Origin of the sequence: Halotia branconii CENA392 (assembly GCF_029953635.1) — a bacterium.
Taxonomy (GTDB): Bacteria; Cyanobacteriota; Cyanobacteriia; order Cyanobacteriales; family Nostocaceae; genus Halotia; species Halotia branconii.
The window spans coordinates 5874971-5892372 of sequence record NZ_CP124543.1 but is presented as its reverse complement, the minus strand read 5'-3'; the positions used below and the strand labels follow the sequence as shown (position 1 = coordinate 5892372).

Annotated in this window: 11 protein-coding genes; 2 read left to right on the top strand and 9 right to left on the bottom strand. The window is 36.5% G+C overall.

Features of this window, described 5'->3' with window-relative positions; genetic code table 11:
• Positions 1-63: 63 nt before the first annotated feature.
• Positions 64-1431 (bottom strand): AAA-like domain-containing protein, encoded by a 1368-nt coding sequence (locus QI031_RS25790; protein WP_281482433.1) that lies wholly within the window; start codon positions 1429-1431, stop codon positions 64-66.
• A gap of 590 nt (positions 1432-2021) precedes the next feature.
• On the opposite strand from QI031_RS25790, the gene QI031_RS25785 reads away from it, so the two are divergent.
• Both QI031_RS25785 and QI031_RS25780 read left to right on the top strand, forming a co-directional pair.
• Complete coding sequence (locus QI031_RS25785) at positions 2022-2312, top strand: hypothetical protein (protein WP_281482432.1); 291 nt, start codon at positions 2022-2024, stop codon at positions 2310-2312.
• 112 nt (positions 2313-2424) lie between these two features.
• A complete protein-coding gene (locus QI031_RS25780) occupies positions 2425-4506 on the top strand; it encodes a cation:proton antiporter domain-containing protein (protein ID WP_281482431.1) in 2082 nt (693 codons plus the stop codon).
• Positions 4507-4862: 356 nt separating this feature from the next.
• On the opposite strand, the gene gntT is transcribed toward QI031_RS25780, so the two are convergent.
• The 8 genes from gntT to QI031_RS25740 form a co-directional block, all read right to left on the bottom strand.
• The gene (gntT, locus tag QI031_RS25775; RefSeq protein WP_281486123.1) at positions 4863-6173 is read right to left on the bottom strand and encodes a guanitoxin biosynthesis MATE family efflux transporter GntT; all 1311 of its coding nucleotides are present in this window, start codon (positions 6171-6173) and stop codon (positions 4863-4865) included.
• 379 nt (positions 6174-6552) lie between these two features.
• Positions 6553-6924 carry a nuclear transport factor 2 family protein gene (locus QI031_RS25770; RefSeq protein WP_281482430.1) on the bottom strand — a complete coding sequence of 124 codons (372 nt, stop codon included), beginning with the start codon at positions 6922-6924 and terminating at the stop codon, positions 6553-6555.
• Between the two features lie 454 nt (positions 6925-7378).
• Entirely contained in the window at positions 7379-7537 is a 159-nt protein-coding gene (locus QI031_RS25765; RefSeq protein WP_281482429.1) for a hypothetical protein, read from the bottom strand.
• Positions 7538-7572: 35 nt separating this feature from the next.
• Positions 7573-8166 (bottom strand): adenylyl-sulfate kinase, encoded by a 594-nt coding sequence (gene cysC / locus QI031_RS25760; protein WP_281482428.1) that lies wholly within the window; start codon positions 8164-8166, stop codon positions 7573-7575.
• A 61-nt stretch (positions 8167-8227) separates the two neighbouring features.
• Positions 8228-12796, bottom strand: coding sequence for a non-ribosomal peptide synthetase (locus QI031_RS25755; protein ID WP_281482427.1), 4569 nt, complete (start codon positions 12794-12796; stop codon positions 8228-8230).
• Between the two features lie 96 nt (positions 12797-12892).
• Positions 12893-13870 carry a hypothetical protein gene (locus QI031_RS25750; RefSeq protein ID WP_281482426.1) on the bottom strand — a complete coding sequence of 326 codons (978 nt, stop codon included), beginning with the start codon at positions 13868-13870 and terminating at the stop codon, positions 12893-12895.
• A gap of 322 nt (positions 13871-14192) precedes the next feature.
• Positions 14193-15449 carry a glycosyltransferase family 4 protein gene (locus tag QI031_RS25745; RefSeq protein ID WP_281482425.1) on the bottom strand — a complete coding sequence of 419 codons (1257 nt, stop codon included), beginning with the start codon at positions 15447-15449 and terminating at the stop codon, positions 14193-14195.
• A 130-nt stretch (positions 15450-15579) separates the two neighbouring features.
• Positions 15580-17382 (bottom strand): ABC transporter substrate-binding protein, encoded by a 1803-nt coding sequence (locus QI031_RS25740; RefSeq protein ID WP_281482424.1) that lies wholly within the window; start codon positions 17380-17382, stop codon positions 15580-15582.
• Positions 17383-17402: the final 20 nt, after the last annotated feature.

Here is a 17402-nt window from a genome sequence, read left to right as displayed (position 1 = left end):
CCAAGATGATTTCAAAATCAAGTAGATTTACAAATCAAAAATCTTCTTGATTATGAAATTTATTTATGCACTTGTAGCTAACTGCTTGACAAAATAATTGCGGTAGAGTTCACAACGCGGTATGATGCGATCGCCTTCAAAGGCAATTAATCCTAAACTTTCGAGTTTGTAAGCGCATACAGGGTCAATAGTCACAGCTTTTTGTGCTGTAACTAGCTCAGCATAAATCTTAATCAAACCAGGATTAGCTTGCAAATTTACCCAATGTTGCCATAAATGATAACGGTAAATTCCACCGTTGGCGATCGCTTCTGCTATCAACTCTTTTAAAGTCATACTTCCAGAAAGAAGATTAAACAAGGCTAGTTGCAGTAGTCCTGGATGACCTCCTACTAAAGACATTAACTGCTTGAGTTCTTGGCTAGTCAATTCTAGACCGTATCGCCTAGCTAATTCTTCTACCTGCTGCACAGTAAATTCCCCAAGACGAATCGGTAATCCAATATTGAATGGAGAATGGTTAATATCTAAAGAAATATACTGTTCTGTCGAGTAAACTACCACTAACCTCAATTTTCGCCAATGGTTACTTTGTCTGGCTTCATCGCACCAAGAACGCAATAAAGCAAAAAACTCCCGACCCAGCTGAGGATACTCAAAAAAGCGGTCAACCTCACTCAAAACCAAAACTATCGGATTTTCACTTTGTTTTAGTAAATAATTTTGTATATATAAACTACAACTTAATTTACAACCAATCTCATCATCCCATTGATCATCAAGGTTGGTATCTGTGCCTAATTGTGTAGCGATTTGCAGACAAAGACAACGCAACAACCGATTTAAGTCAGTTAAACATTGTTCATCAAGTTGATCGCAATTGATATTGAGAGTATGGTATCCTTGCTTTTGAGCAAAGGCTAACAAACGCATTACCAAAGAGGTTTTCCCCATCTGTCTGGGCGAACGAATCCGAATTACACAACCAGGTTGAGTAACTTCTCGATATACTTGTTCTTCTATAGGTGGACGTTCAATATATAAAGAAGAATCTAGAGGTACAGGTCTATCTGGATATGGCCAATAATTTTGTGCTTTTATATGAGAATTGCCTGATAAATGCTCTAAGATTTCTGCTTGATTTTCCTCCTCATCTTGTACAAAGCTATAATATTCATCCTGAAGTTCTAAATCAAACGCATTAAAACATAATTTTAAAGTTTTTTGATCTACACCTTTACTTAAAGACCACAAACGGCTAATAGTTCTAGGGGAAATATTGGTAAGTTGCGACAGTTTTTCTAAAGTAAAGCGATCGCCTTGATTTTCTACTATCTCACTAGAAATAATCGCTTCTTGTAATTGCTTGAGTCCCTTGGGAGTTAATACAACTCCTCTTTTTCTCTTGATTCTATTTTGCTTTAATTCCATAGGTTGTGTACCAAAAATTTTTGCCAAACACAAAATTTACTCGCTAAAGTATTAATTAAGCCAATTTTTGTGAGCATTCAAGGAACACCAGTTCATTATAATCCAATACAAGTACTAGGTATTTAATATGACTAATACTGACTGTAGCCAAAATTATCAACAAAAAATGCTGTATAAATATTGACCATACTTTGCAGTAATTAATTAGACTGAGTACAAACATCATAATATACGCTTACTAACACTTAAAACTTTTTTTAAGTTATTCAATTTTGGATATTTTATAGGTCTTTATTCAGGCAAATACACATAAAAATCTAGCTGCGGCTCTATCCAAAATCGTAATTTAGAGTAGAATCAATATAATAAATTTAAATCTGTAAAGTTAAACTGTCTACCTCAAGGTAGATGTAAAATATTTAAACTTATAATCAGTTATAAAATATCAATAAACAACCAATTATATTGGTAAAGTCTTTTCATCTGAGAAACCTCAACTGCTCATTTAAACTAAAAGTACAGTCAATACGGTTCGGTTAAGCTTAAAACCAACTAGACTAAGGTTTGTCACCCAAGTCTACTGATGTTCAATGCAACTCAAAGAATTCTCACTAATTTCACCAGCAATTGAATTATGTACAGTACTCAAAGCTTTAGAAACAGCCATCCCAGCAGAGGTAATTTCTAAAGCGATAAGCTTACGGCATGGCTTCGCTTACCGCAGATACACACAGTACCGTATTGCCAAAGGTATGGTCAGATTGAGGATATCTTTAATCTGGGGTGCAGAACGTTTGGAGAAATCTGCTATATGCTTTTTGATTCTTGAATTCCTTACTATGCAAGAACTTAACCTGACATCAAGTATTAGTTTTCTGTAACTAATCTAAAAGAGCCGAAATTATTTGTCCTTGTCTTGATCATTAGTGTGTGATAGCGATGTAAAATTTTGTATATCTATTATCAATTACCATTTAGGCTAATTTGCGACAAATGGCAGTTAACTTACTAACAAGTAGTCCACTTATTGCATTTACTATTCTTATAACAGTAATTTTTACTATACCCCCTATATTTGAGCGACTGCGACTACCTGGATTAGTGGGGTTGTTGTTAGCAGGTATAGTACTAGGACAAAATGGGTTAAAGTTGTTAGATTCTGAGTCTGAAACAATGAATCTACTCTCGGATATCGGTAAACTTTATTTGATGTTTGTAGCAGGTTTAGAAATAGACTTAGAACAGTTTCGTAAAACTAGAAACCGCTCAATCGGATTTGGTACTTTGACATTTTTAGTTCCACTAATTGCTGGAATTATTCTAGGACGTTTATTCAATTTTAGCTGGAATTCTTCCGTTCTAATTGGTTCTTTGCTAGCTTCTCATACTCTCTTAGCGTATCCAATTGTCAGCCGTCTAGGTGTTGTAACAAATGAAGCTGTGACTGTCACTATTGGTGCCACTATTTTTACTGATACAGGTGCTTTATTAATATTAGCAATTTGTGTTGGAATTCATGGAGGGAACTTCTCGGCCTTAAGTTTAGCAACTTTGTTAGGTGGATTAGCAATTTACTCTGCTGTTGTCCTGTTTGGTTTTGATTGGGCGGGAAAAGAGTTTTTTCGACGTTCTGGAGATGAACAAAGTAATCAGTTTTTATTTATCTTGCTAGCATTGTTTTTGGCATCTGTTGGAGCGCAGCTCATTGGAGTCGAAAAAATTGTTGGTGCTTTTCTAGCAGGTTTAGCCGTTAATGACGTTTTGGGACGTAGCCCAGTCAAAGAAAAAATTGAGTTTATTGGCAGTGTTTTATTCATTCCCTGTTTTTTTGTAGATATGGGGCTATTAATTAATATTCCTGCATTTGTCAAAACTCTTAGTTCTATTTGGCTAACTTTAGTCATTATAGTAGCTTTGATTGGTAGCAAATTTATAGCAGCATTTTTAGCCAAACTTTTATATCGCTATAATACAGCAGAAATGCTGACGATGTGGTCATTGTCACTACCACAAGTAGCAGCTACACTAGCAGCAACATTGGTTGCCTATCAAGCCGTCAATCCTGCCAACGAGCGGTTAATAAATGAAGAAGTCTTAAATAGTGTAATTGTTTTGATGTTAGTTACTGCAATCCTCGGTCCGATAATCACAGCGAGGTTTGCTACTTTATTACAGCTTTCTCCTACAGATTTTGAAACAGATAAACTAACAACTTGGTGGGAAAATTCTGAGGATAAGTTAATAGAAAAAAGTGATGAGCCATTCACTGTAATAGTACCAGTATACAATCCTCAAACCCAGCGCTATTTGATAGAAATGGCAGCACTTCTAGCTCGTCATGAATCTGGACGAATTGTGCCATTAGCTATTACCAAAGCCCATATAGATATGGACGATCCACAATTAGCAACAGCACTAGATCAAAGTAAGCAAAGATTGAACTTGGCTAGAGAAATTAGTCAAGAATTTGAGGTAGAAGTGTCATCTATAATTCGGATTGATGATGATGCGGCTTTGGGAATTAGCCGCACCAGTCGAGAACAAAATGCTAGTTTAGTAGTGATGGGTTGGTCACGGACAACAGGCTTGCGTGCCCGTTTGTTTGGTAGTGTAATTGACAGTGTTTTTTGGTCTTCTCATTGTCAGGTAGCAGTGACACGTCTTTTGAGTAGTCCTACAACCTTCAGAAAAATTCTTGTACCAGTTGGAGACTTAACGCGACAAACCATAGGTGCTGTGCGGTTCGCTCAAATTTTGGCTGATGTGAATCAAGCAAAAGTGGTACTATTACATGTGAGCGATCGCAAAACACCCTCAAATTTAGTAGAAAAATTTACATCTCAATTGTCTGATATTGCTGGTAAAAGTCAGCTACAAGTGAATACAAACATTCAAACAATTAGGGATAATGATATTGCTAAAGTGATAATTAGGGAATCTCAAGCATTTGATTTAGCAGTTTTACGTTCTGTCCGTTATCGCACAGCCGGTGGGCTAGCTGTCAGCCAAGTGACAACACAATTAGTTCAAGAATTGAAGTGTTCAATTGTACTACTGGGAGAACCTAACTCGTGACATGCAGCTTATCCGAACTGTATTGAAAGTACAGTGAGATGTCATTAAATATTAATAATTGTAGATTTTATTTTTCAAAAGCGGGGTTTTGTAAAATCTACTAACTATCTTATCTGTCTACTAAATGATTTGCTTAACTGTCTTATCTTTCCTTGTACTATGCAGACATATACTAGACTTCTCATTAACAGAACTCTTTCAATAGCATTTCTTATCAGCTTAATTGAGGCTATTTCTTATAAATTATAGCGGAAATATCATCTTCAAAGTTTTCTGCTTCTTCGTTAACTACTTCTATTTCTCCCGTAAAAACTGGTAAATATGGAAACGAAGAATTTTTGACATACAAACAATAGTTACTGATTCAATGTTGCTGGTAAACGCAATGCTAAAGTTATTGTTCTTGCTGCCATAAATAAAGACATTGATAGCCATAGTAGATGACTATTATGGAAATACCAAGCTGTAATAGCTGATGGAATAAAACCAATTAATGTAGCTTTCAGCATAGCTTGACGAAGTATATGACCTTGAGTTAGTCCTAAAAAATAACCATCTAGTGCATAAGCAATTGAACCAAATCCTAAAACTGGTAATAGCCAAGGAACATAAGAATGTAAATTATTAATAGTTTCAGTATGATTGGTCAGCAATTTCAACAGTGGTTCTGGAGCCGAAATAAATACAACAGCAAAGGTTAACCCTATAATCAAACTGCTGATTAGAGAAAATTGTAACAGTTGTTTTAAAGAAGTAGTATTGCCACTACCTTGATAAATTCCTGCGAAACTTTCAGTAGCAAATGCTAAACCATCAATAAAATATGCTGCCAGACCCACGATTTGCATCAGTACAGTATTTGCCGTTAGAACTGAAGTTCCTAATATTGAACTGAGGTTGGTAAATATCGCCATTGTCGAGATTAAGGCAAAAGTCCGAATAATAATTTCACCATTAAGTATTAAGGCTGATTTGAAGGCGGACAGGTCAAATAGTTTTCCAGTTAAAGTACGTATCTGTCCAAATGAAATTTCTTGATAACATAACCCAATACCTACTATGAGCATCAGATACTGACTAATAGCTGTTGCTAAACCTGCTCCTCTACTTTCCCATCCCCATTGAACAATAAATAAATAATCAAGTAATACATTTGCACAGTTACCAACGGCTGAAAGCAACAACACTTTACTACTTTTTGCTTGTCCTAAAAACCAACCAATTAAGACAAAGTTAATTAACGTTGCTGGCGCACCCCAAACTAAAGCATTGTAAAATTCAACACCAGATTGCTTCACTTGGGATGTCGCACTTAAAATTGTAAACCCTAACCATTGTAAAGGTTGCTGTAGAATCAGGATGATCAGTCCTAATATCAATGCTAAAATGCCATGCTGTAAACCAATTAGCAGAACTGATTGATTATCTTTACGTCCTATCGCCTGTGCAACCATCCCAGTTGTACCCATGCGTAAGAAACCGAATGTCCAATAAATGTAATTGAACAGAATTGTTGCTAGTGCCACACCTGCTAAGTGACGGATTTCTGTTAAATGACCTAAAAATATTACATCTAACAGTCCAGCTAACGGAACCATTAAATTTGAAAGTACATTTATAGATGCAAGTTTTAAAAAATGGCGAATGAATACCGAATGTTGAGCCAAGATATCAAGATTACTGATTTTATTAAACAATATTCTATCGTTTTGCTGGCATTTCTAGCCGACTGCATTCGCGGTAACTAAGCACTATATCAACTATGTAGAGCTTTGATTACAGCACTCACGCTTGCAATTGGCATCGCTAAGACAACAAAAGTGGAAAGTTTAACATTTATTACATACCACTGTCGCCGATTGGCTAATGATAACGTATGTCAAATCTGCTATCCAAAATATTGGAATAATCTCAATGATATCATGTCCGGTAAATTACTTGTGATATGTCATTGCGAGTGGAACGACGCAATCGCCTGGACTAGAAGTTGTTGTAACCTTGGCAAGTAATGGTTGATTGTACTAATGGTTGTAAATCAGCTTCAGATTACAGTACTTGACTAACATGACCAGCGACGACTTGCCAATTTCCTTGTGGCTGTGACTTTGCCCAAACTCTTGTGTATCGGTATATACCTACAAAAGCTTTACCTTCAAAAGTGCCAGCAACCTCCATCTTAACTGTTACTACCGCTGTATTACCGTAGAGTTGCACTCGCTGCTGTTGACCTTGGAGTAAGATAAGTTTTTGAATATCTGAGCGATATGCTTCTAAGTCCATCTGCTTATCAATTAATTCACCTGTGTGGGTGGTGAAAACTAAATCATCGGCAATTAGTTCTTCTAAAGCTAAAACATCACTTTGAAGCATAGCCTGCCGTAGCCTTTCTTCCAATTGTTCAACTAAAGTAATTTCCATAATCACAAATTTAATTGTCTGGGTTAAAGTTTTGCCCACTCTCTAATTTAGGTTTTGGTAGATTGCACAATATTCGTCCACAAATTTGATGCTTGGTTTGGGACTTCTTGGCTGTGTCATAGTTTCCTCCTGCTTTTCAGACCTCTTTTCTCATTTTACTCTTCCCGGAGTGACAAAAGAAAAATTACTTCTTTTGATCGCATATCCGACCGTAAATTGTTGATTGACAGTCATCAAGTTTGATAAGAATTGAAATAAATCCGTTATCATCAAACCAATAAATATTAGAAGCAAGAGAATTAAACCGTGCCAATAATTAAAATACCAAAAAATTATCTTACATATTAAGATGAAGATTCAATCACAATATATATACCAGAATCTATGAATTTGGAAGATGGACAGCAGCAAGACTACCAACATATCTCGATTAAAATAATCAGGAAAATAAGCATTATCCATATACGTAGTACGTCTGGAAATGCTCTTTACCGGATTCCGTGGGATACCAATAAGGGCCAAAGATCGCTTTGAAATTATCCCAAAATTTATTAGTAGATGGAGGAGAAGCATCGTTCATTAAGGAGCGATCGCTAACAGCTTGAGTTTGCATATTCTCAGTTCAACTACAATACAAAAAATTACACTTTAAACAATATTCTTATGAAGCTGCACAGCTTTACTAGAAATTTCTGGAGTAAAATTTGCTGGCATTGCCGATTTCAAAAATTCCTCTAGCTTTTGCCAGACTTTCTCAAGACTTTCCGCCACGCTCTCCTGGTCAGTTCTGCACTCTACTGTAGGATTAAGAGGAGGTTCGTAAGGATCATCAATTCCCGTGAATTTAGGTATTTCTCCATTTCTAGCGCGCTTATACAAGCCTTTTACGTCTCGTTGTTCGCAAACTTCAAGAGGCGCGTTGACATACACTTCCATGAAATTGCCTATTTTTTGCCCTACCTCTTCCCTAATCTCACGATATGGTGAGATCGCAGAAACCAAAACAATAACTCCATTGCGAGTTAATAACTGAGCTACAAAACCAATGCGTCGAATATTCTCATTTCGATCTTCTCGGCTAAAGCCAAGTCCTTTACATAAGTTCTGGCGGACTACATCGCCGTCTAAAACTTCGACTTTATATCCCAAATTGATTAACTTTTGCTCGACTGCTCGGCAAATAGTGGTTTTACCTGCACCACTTAATCCTGTAAACCAGATTGTGATTCCTTGTTCTTGCATAATTCTTGAAATTTGATAGATAGTGTTGGCAAAATATCAAAACTATAATAATTAGATGTATTTAGATGGCATGGTATTGAGAATTATGTTTGTAAAATAGTAAAGAAAGCTCACTCAGATGACATTCGGGATTAGTAATTATCAGTTCCAGCAACATCAAAAACTGAGTCACTGCACGGCTGATAGTATTAGCATCAAATAAATCGATTTTGTAGCACCATTTCCCTTCAATATTTCCTAATGTTGTTTGTTGCAGGTAAATATCCCAGTCAAATTCTGCTGTATTAGTTGCAATTTCCCAAGGATGAACGGTCAAATTTGTCAATTTTAAATCTGCTGGCGGCAAAAAGTTAAACATCACTTGATATAGTAAAGAATGATTAGGTTTTCGTTTTGGCTGTAGTGCTTCTAATAATTTCACAAAGGGCATTTGCTGGCGATCGCTTGCGGCTAAAAAGCATCCCCGCACCTGCTGTAACAACTCACTCAGGCTAGGATTGCCCCCTAAATATGTACGTATTGGTAGGGTATTAATCAAGCAGCCAATCAATTCTTTGGTTTCTAGTTGCTGGCGATTGGCAAATGGAGTGCCGACGATAATATCGGTTTGTTTGGTGTAAGAAAATAGAACTATTTTGAAGGCTGTTAGCAAGGTCACAAACAGAGTTACATTGTGCTGTTGGCTGAGATTTTTGAGCGCAGTTGTTAAGCTTTTAGGGATGATAAAAGTTTGACTTGCACCTGCAAAAGTTCGGACTGGTAAGCGCGGATGATTCGTAGGTAGCTGTAATATAAGTTTGCTATTGCTTAGTTGTTGCTTCCAGTAGTCAAGCTCAGATTTGAAAGCTGGACGAGCAACCCATTGTTGTTGCCAATGGGCAAAGTCGGCATATTGAATGGGTAAATCGGCAAGCGGTGAGGGCTGACCGTGAGAAAATGCTGCGTATAATTTTGTCAGTTCTTGTAAGAATACTCCTACAGACCAACCATCAAAAACTAGATGATGGATAGTGACTATTAGTAAATGCTCGGCATCAGAAAGCCGCAGTAGTTTGATGCGGAATAATGGCTCTTTTTCTAAATTGAAAGGTTGGTTTTTTTCTTCATTTACAAATTTTTGTGCTAAAGCCTTGCGCTCAGTTTTTGATTTAGCCAATTTTCGCAAGTCTACAACTGAAAATGGCAATACTGGCTGCTGAGTAATTTTCTGAATTACTTGCTTATCTGCGACTGCAAAAGTAGTTCGCAAGGCTTCATGACGGCGGACAATTTCTACAAAGCTTTGCGTCAAGGCTGTGACATTAAGTAAACCTGTCAAGCGATAAGCTAAAGGAATGTTATAGACGGGAATGCCTGGATTTAATTGTGTTAATATCCAAAACTCAAGCTGAGTTAAGGAAATTGGCAATTCTTTTGTTTTCTGGGGTAGTGGTTTGAGAGATGGAGTTAGAACTTCTAACTTGTTTTGGAGATATTTGGAAATCTGCTGCTCTAACTCAACTATCGTCGGATAATCGAACAAACAGCTGATGGGTAACTCTACTTTAAAGGTTTCACGCAACCTTGCTATAACTTGCATTGCAAAGAGGGAATGACCTCCTAACGCAAAGAAGTTGTCATGAATCCCCACTTGTTGTAGTTCTAAAACATCACACCAAATTCCTACTAACACTTGTTGAGTAGCAGTACGAGGTGGGATTAAGTCTAGAGAAACATTACGCGTTTTTCTACTCGCGGGTGCAGGTAAAGCGCGGCGTTCTATTTTGCCATTCGGGGTTAAAGGTAAAGCATCCAGCAACTTGACAAAAGCAGAAGGCAGCATATATTCAGGTAGCTTTTCTTTGAGGTAACAAAGCAGTTCGCTGGTGTCTAAGTGCTGGTGTTTGGGGACGATGTAGGCGACGAGACGCTTGTTTCCTGGTTTGTCTTCTCTTGCAATCACTACCGCTTCTTTTACCTGGGGATGTGCAGCGAGTACGGTTTCAATTTCTCCTAGTTCAATGCGAAAGCTGCGCACTTTCACTTGATTGTCAATGCGTCCCAGAAATTCAATGTTGCCATCGCTGAGATAGCGGGCGCGATCGCCTGTTTTGTATAAACGCTTCCCATCTTTCTCAATGAATTTTTCCGCAGTCAATTTTGGAGAATTAATATAACTTCGAGCGATCGCCACACCACCGATATACAATTCCCCAGGAATGCCAATTGGTAATGGTTGCAGATGGCGGTCAAGGATGTAGATTTGCGTATTGGCGATCGCTCTACCAATGGGCGGCAGTTGCGCCCAATTGCTGACAGAATCTTGTAAGGTAAAACTTGTTACTACATGAGTCTCTGTTGGCCCATACTGATTTTGCAATCTACAACTAGGAAGTTGCTCAAAAAATTTAACTAAATCCGGTGTAATTTGTAACTGTTCTCCGGCTGCGATAATTTGACGCAAAGATGCAGGATAGATTTGAGAAACGGAGGCAGCATAAGCTAATTGTTGCAGGGCGACAAACGGCAGAAATAGTCTTTCTATCTTTTCTTGGGCAATTAACTGTAATAATGCAAACCCATCTTTCTGTATTTCTGCGGTAATTAATCTTAATGTGCCGCCACTACATAAAGTAGAAAAGATTTCTTGAAAAGAGACATCAAAGCTGATAGAAGCAAATTGCAGGGTTTTGGCACAAATAACGGCACTTTCTTGGATTTGCCAATGTAAAAGGTTCGCCAGAGAACGCTGACTCATGGCGACACCTTTAGGTTTACCAGTTGAGCCGGAAGTATACATCACATAAGCTAAGTTATCTGGTGTAACTTCACTAAGAGGATTTTCTTGGCTGTTGTGGCAGAAAATCTCTAATTTATCTAAGCAAATAACTGTTAATGATGGCTGAGATAAGCTAATTGATGAGTTTGTCAGCAACACCGAGGCTTGAGAATCGCTCAATATATAACTCAAGCGTTCTTGAGGCGATCGCGGATCTAAAGGTACGTAAGCACCACCAGCTTTAAGAATTGCCAAAATTCCGACGACCATCGATAAAGAACGCTCAACGCAAATCCCCACACGCACTTCTGGTTTTACCCCCAGGTTTTGGAGATAGTGCGCTAGCTGGTTAGCCTGACAATTTAATTCACGATAAGTTAGTTGTTGAGATTGAAACGAGACTGCAACTGCATCTGGTGTTCGTTCTACTTGTTCTGCAAACAACTGAGCAATACATTTTTGAGGATAATCTGTTTGCGTATCATTCCATACTAAGATTTGCTGCTGTTCAGCAGCCGTGAGCATAGATATTTCTGGTACTGTCTGCTCAATGTTTGCAACCATACCCTCTAACAAAGTCACTAAGTGACCCATCATGCGGGTAATCGTTTCCTCATCAAAGCGGCTACCATCGTCAAGAATGCGTAGAGATAATTCTTGTCCGGGTACAGCGATAACTGTCAGGGGATAATTGGTTTGTTCAATGACTCGCCGTTTGGTAATTTGGATGCTTGTATCGAGATTTGATATGGATGGAAATTGTGGGTAATTCTCAAACACCACAATGCTTTCAAATAAAGGTAATTCTGGGGGAATTTCGCTGTTAGCTTGAATATCTACTAACGGAAACCAAGAATACTGCGATCGCTCTATTTGTTGCGTCTGCAATTCCCGCAGCCATTGCCATAAAGGTGTTGCTGTTGGTACTTTCAGCCTGACTGGTAGCGTATTAATAAATAGTCCCACCATCGATTCCACCCCCAATAAAGTGGGAGGACGACCGGATACAGTTGCACCAAATACAATTTCCGATTCATCAGTGTAGCGACTGAGTAAAATCGCCCAAGCTGCTTGAATAAAGGTAGAAACTGTCAGATGATACTGTTGTGCTTGGGATTGTAAAGCCGCAGTTATTGTTGCTGATAAACAACATTGGTGTTCGCAATAAGTTTTTGATTGAGACTCACCCCGATTTATTAACAATCGGGTAGGACTAGTTAAGTCTTCAAGCTGTTGCTGCCAAAATGTTTTTGCTGCTTTTAAATCTTGTTGCTGTAACCAATTAATATAATTTCGATAAGGACGGGAAGTATTTAAATATAAATATTCACCTTTAATTAAAGCATGATAAAAAGCAAAAAATTCTTTGCAGATAATTGACAAACTCCAGCCATCAATTAGTAGATGATGAAAACTCCAAATAAATTCATAAGTATCATCAGCAACTTGAATTAAAGTAAAGCGCATCAGAGGAGCTTTATCAAGGATAAAATCTTCAACTCTATCCGCTTGTAAAAACGCTTCTAGATGCTCTTTTTGTGTTGTTGCAGATAAAGAACGCCAATCACATATTTGCCAAGGTAAATCTACCTGCTTACATACTACCTGGAGAGGCTTTTCTTGCTTTTCCCAAATAACCAGGGTACGCAAAACTGGGTGACGCTTAACTACTCGCGTACAGGCTTCCTGAAGCAAGTTAATATCTAAATTTCCTGCAAGTGTGAGACAAAACTGCTCAAAATATACTCCTGATTCTGGCTCACGCAGAGTATGAAAAAGCATACCCTGTTGCAGATGAGAAAGAGGGTATATAGATTCAATATTCTTATTTTTAATTAATTGCAGTTTTTTAATATCACTCAGATATTTCATTTTTAGTCATAATTTTATAATGCTGTTCCAAATTCTTTTAATTCAAAATACTATACAGAAAGACTGGAATTAAAAAAGTAAAATTCAAACCAAAAACTATAGTGTATTTTCAAACAACTTCCCATCTTTTTGACCTAAATATTTGATAGCTAATTGACTATTTGATTGCTCAAACTGTTCCATGAGTTTTTGTTTTTCTTTTGGTGAGATAAGGATACCGTCAATTAAAAATGAGGGTAAAGTCGAGAATAATTCACATATCATTTTATTGTTACGTAAATATCTTAAAAAATCTTGATATTTTCGCCAATAGTTATCATAAAAGATATTGACAATTTTTTCTATAAATATTTCATTGAAATTATTTATATGTAAAAGTATTTTTGTCATTTTGACTGAAGGAGATACATTTATATTTTCAATATTATTAACTTCAAAAATAATTTTACTTTCTAATAAATTAATTGCTTTTAAAAAATCATCAAAATTATTATTTTTTGATTTATTTTTGACAAAACGTCTAACAATAATGTTTTCATATCCAAATATACCTGCCCAATTTTCTAGTATTTGATAATAATTAAACATGTGTTTAAATTCATTAAAAAATTCTTGGATGCCTACTCTACAAGCTCCTATATTAACCATGTAGCGATAACAGGATTCTAAAAAATCATCTTGCTTTCTAAGATAAATTACTATCTTAATTTCATAATCATTTAATAAATCTTTGATTTTAGCAATTGTTTCAGGCTTATAAAAGACATCATAAAAATTAAAAGCCTCTGCCGAAATTATCACGTTGTTAGGATTAATAGAATCTATTTCGGTTTTAAGAGATTCCCAAGTCGGAAACTGTGAAAGTAAATCATTTTTTTCTTTAAAATCAAGAAAACATAGAGCCAAAAGATTATGACAATAGCGATCTTCTACTTCTTTCGCATTATGCCGAATACCGGACATAGGATATAAATATCCAGCTTCTAAAAGCTTATCTCTGTTATTAAATAATATTTTTTGCAGAGAGCTTGTTCCGGTTTTAGGCATACCAATGTGTAAATAAATTGTTGTCATTTTCTAATCTCCTGAATTAATTTATTGGGAAGGCAAGAATTTTTAAGCTCATCTCACACCTAAAGGAGTGAGATTTCGCGCTACTTTGTCAGTAGTCAGTTGTTTTTGCCACTGACCACTGATACCGTTTCACTTTAAAGTTGATACATTTGGGGAAGCAGGGGAAGCAGAGGAGGCAGGGGGAGTAAGAAAAGTAATTTGTATCAGTAATTTCGTGAAATGGTATGACCACTAGCAACTGACGGCGACGGGGCGACTATCCCGGACATCCTACGAAGGAGTGGGTTTCCCGTCGCATTTGATGATTGGGAGTACTCGCTCATCAATCAATAGTGTTCTCACAAATTTGTTTATACTGATCCAATAGGCTTTCACTCAAGCAATCCCAAGAAAACTTTTCAACTGCCCGTTGTCGTCCAGCTTTTCCCATTGCTTTGCTGAGATTCTCATTTTCGAGTAAGCACAGAATTGCCTCAGCTAGAGCATCAGCATTGCTTCTCTCCACTAATAAACCTGTCGTTCCTTGCTCCACAATTTCTGGAAAAGCACCACTATAAGTAGCAATGACGGGCAATTGCATAGCCATTGCTTCAATAATTGGTATTCCGAATGGCTCGTTCCAAACTGATGGGAAGATAAAAATATCGCTTTGTTCATAAAATTCAATTAACTTAAAGTTTTCGACTGTTCCTACAAAAAATACAGAATTAGCAGCATTTGGAGAAATTATATTCCGTAGTTGCGAACCATAGTTTTCTTTGTAAAAAGGAGCTAGTTTTACTACATTGGGATCTTCTTTATTCATCATTTCCCAAGGTAATACAGCATTTTCTGGCCCTATTATTTTCAATTGCACATGAGGATACTTTAATATCACTTGATTAAATGCTTTTAATAAAATATGTACTCCTTTTTCTGGAGATATTCTACCAACAAATATTAATTGTTTAATTTTCTTTGCTGTTATTTTACTATATTCATTTTTAGGTGAAAATATATTAACATCTACACCATTAAAAATAGTTTTACATGGAATATTGGGAAAAGTTTTATGTATTTTATTAGTAACGTAATCGCTACATCCAATAACTAAATCGACTTGCTCAATTTGTCGTTCAATCATCACAGAATCAAGCTGTGTCAACCACTCAGTATTCATGTGTAAAACAATTTTGGCTTGAGGATTAAATGCTCGTATGAGAGGCACAAATTGAGAAACAAGGTGTATATGGATAACATCACATTGCTGTGACTGTATATCTCTAGCAATTTGCAAATAATATCCTAAATAATATAATTTAGAAGCAAAAAAGGGACGTTTAGGATTCGATATTTGCCAATTATCAAGTAAATTCAATGGTTCTAATAGCTGATTGATAAAGCTTTTTGGGATTCTTCGATAAAAAATTCCTTCTTCGTAGTTTTCTAATTCTTGATGATGTGGAGCTTTTGAACCATAGAAAACAACTTCATTAGAACGAGCTAAATAACGCCCCATTTGGTAAGAATATAGACATAGCGATCCAACAGTAGGTGGTTCTGCAAGGGTCCAAGGATAATCGAAAAAGGCAATTTTCATGTTTTTTATATTTATTGATTAAGAAAGTTTGTTTTTAGGGAAAGATGAAAGTCAATGACAGTAATTGGTATTTAACAACTAATGGTAGATGTAATAGTGCTAAAAACTTAGGAATTTAGAAGTTTCCGATTCAGTTATTGTTTGTCAGTTTCAGGTCGTAAGGGTTCCAAAATGTTCCTATTAAGGCAGAGTGTTCAATACCTTGAATCCGATTTCGGACTGCCACCATTGATAAAGGGTTGACTAAATAAATAAATGGTAGATACTCCTGAGTAATGCGTTGAGTTTCTGCGTAGATAGCCTTGCGCTTTGCTTCATCTAATTCTGAAACTGCTTGCATATATAAATCACCAATTTTCTGTTCCCAGTCTGCTATTTCTCGCCCAGTTATTGGCGTTTGTCCTGGCAGGGATAGTGGATTAAAAAAGTGCAAACCAGCATCAGGAAGCCAAATATTAGCCCAATCATTGGGTTCTTGAGCGGCAGCAACTTCAAGTAATTGACACTCCCAATCGAAAGTTTGAGTCAGTTTTTTAACGAAAATGCTAGTAGCTAAAGGCTCGAAATCAACAGTTATGCCAAGATCGCGCAAATTTTGTTTAATGATAACTCCCATCGCTTGCAAGATATTATTACTAGCATTTGTTGTGAGAGCGAAGCGAACAAAATTTCCTTGGTCGTCTAGTAATTGGCCTTGGTTGTTATATTGAAAACCCGCTTTTAAGAGTAGTTCTTTGGCTTTTTGGAGGTTGTATTCATAAATTTTTAAACCTGTTTCAATGGATAAATAGTATTTGCTTTGTACAGCAATGGGTGAATTTTGTATTTGACCCAGTCCTTTATAGATATTATTGAGGATTTGTTGGCGGTTAATTGCATAAGCGATCGCTTGTCTAAATTCGACTTGATTAAACCATCGAGACTTGATGGGATCGACCAATAATTTACCATTTCTACTACCTTTATTGAGATTAAAAGTAATAGCACTTGAGCCTACAAAAAGACCGCCATTATAAATAGTAAACTTTCCTTTGTCTTCTTCATGTTTTAATAATGAAAAAGAATTTGTATTAACGTTAATGTAATCTAATCCTCCAGAACGAAATTGCATTAAAGAAGTATCTTGATTAGGAATAATTTGGGCAATGACACGTTCAATATAAGGTTGCGAATTACCTTGAGCATCTTTACGCCAATAATAAGGATTTTTACGAAAAGTTATGCGCTGGCTTGGAGTATAAGATTCTATTGTATAAGGACCGTTGACAATAATATTTTCTGGTGGGGTATCTGTTCCCCAAGTAGATAAAAATTTCGGTCTACCTTCGGTGTCTTTTTGTTTAACACTTTCTCTAAATATATGGGCTGGTAAAATTTCTAATTTTGTCGCCCGAATAAATGGCGCAAATGGTTCAGGTAATGTAAATTTAACGCGCAAATCATCTAATTTTCGTGCTTTGGGAAATGTACGGTTTTTACCAATCAAAAAGAAGTCTTTAGCATAAGTAGGAATGACTGGATTGGCATAAATCTCATTGTAAGTAAACACCACATCTTCCGCAGTTAGTGGTTTACCATCTGACCATTTTAAACCTTTGCGGAGGGTGAATATTACTTGTGTTTTATTTGATGAAGTTTGCCAAGATTGGGCTAGACAAGGTTCAATTTCTCCCCTACCATTTTCTTTAACTAAACCTTCATAGTTAAAGAGTAAAGTATAAGCTGATTCGAGAATCAAAGCAGGATTAAAAGTTGTGGGTTCAGTAGGGACAGAAATAATAATTTGAGATATTGGTGTTGCTTTAGTTGTCAAATTGATTTGACTGGAGATAATTATAGCGATCGCAGTTACTAAAGCTAGGCTAATTACTAGCCAACGATGACGTATTAAAGTATATTTTTTATTTTTTTGTAATAACTTAAAATACGACATTTGCAACCACTCCGCAATTT

What these genes read in the sequence shown, in the direction of transcription:
- QI031_RS25790 (WP_281482433.1), bottom strand. Translation starts at nt 1,431, where the DNA reads ATGGAATTAAAGCAAAATAGAATCAAGAGAAAAAGAGGAGTTGTATTA.
- QI031_RS25785 (WP_281482432.1), top strand. Translation starts at nt 2,022, where the DNA reads ATGCAACTCAAAGAATTCTCACTAATTTCACCAGCAATTGAATTATGT.
- QI031_RS25780 (WP_281482431.1), top strand. Translation starts at nt 2,425, where the DNA reads ATGGCAGTTAACTTACTAACAAGTAGTCCACTTATTGCATTTACTATT.
- QI031_RS25770 (WP_281482430.1), bottom strand. Translation starts at nt 6,924, where the DNA reads ATGGAAATTACTTTAGTTGAACAATTGGAAGAAAGGCTACGGCAGGCT.
- QI031_RS25765 (WP_281482429.1), bottom strand. Translation starts at nt 7,537, where the DNA reads ATGCAAACTCAAGCTGTTAGCGATCGCTCCTTAATGAACGATGCTTCT.
- cysC (WP_281482428.1), bottom strand. Translation starts at nt 8,166, where the DNA reads ATGCAAGAACAAGGAATCACAATCTGGTTTACAGGATTAAGTGGTGCA.
- QI031_RS25755 (WP_281482427.1), bottom strand. Translation starts at nt 12,796, where the DNA reads ATGAAATATCTGAGTGATATTAAAAAACTGCAATTAATTAAAAATAAG.
- QI031_RS25750 (WP_281482426.1), bottom strand. Translation starts at nt 13,870, where the DNA reads ATGACAACAATTTATTTACACATTGGTATGCCTAAAACCGGAACAAGC.
- QI031_RS25745 (WP_281482425.1), bottom strand. Translation starts at nt 15,449, where the DNA reads ATGAAAATTGCCTTTTTCGATTATCCTTGGACCCTTGCAGAACCACCT.
- QI031_RS25740 (WP_281482424.1), bottom strand. Translation starts at nt 17,382, where the DNA reads ATGTCGTATTTTAAGTTATTACAAAAAAATAAAAAATATACTTTAATA.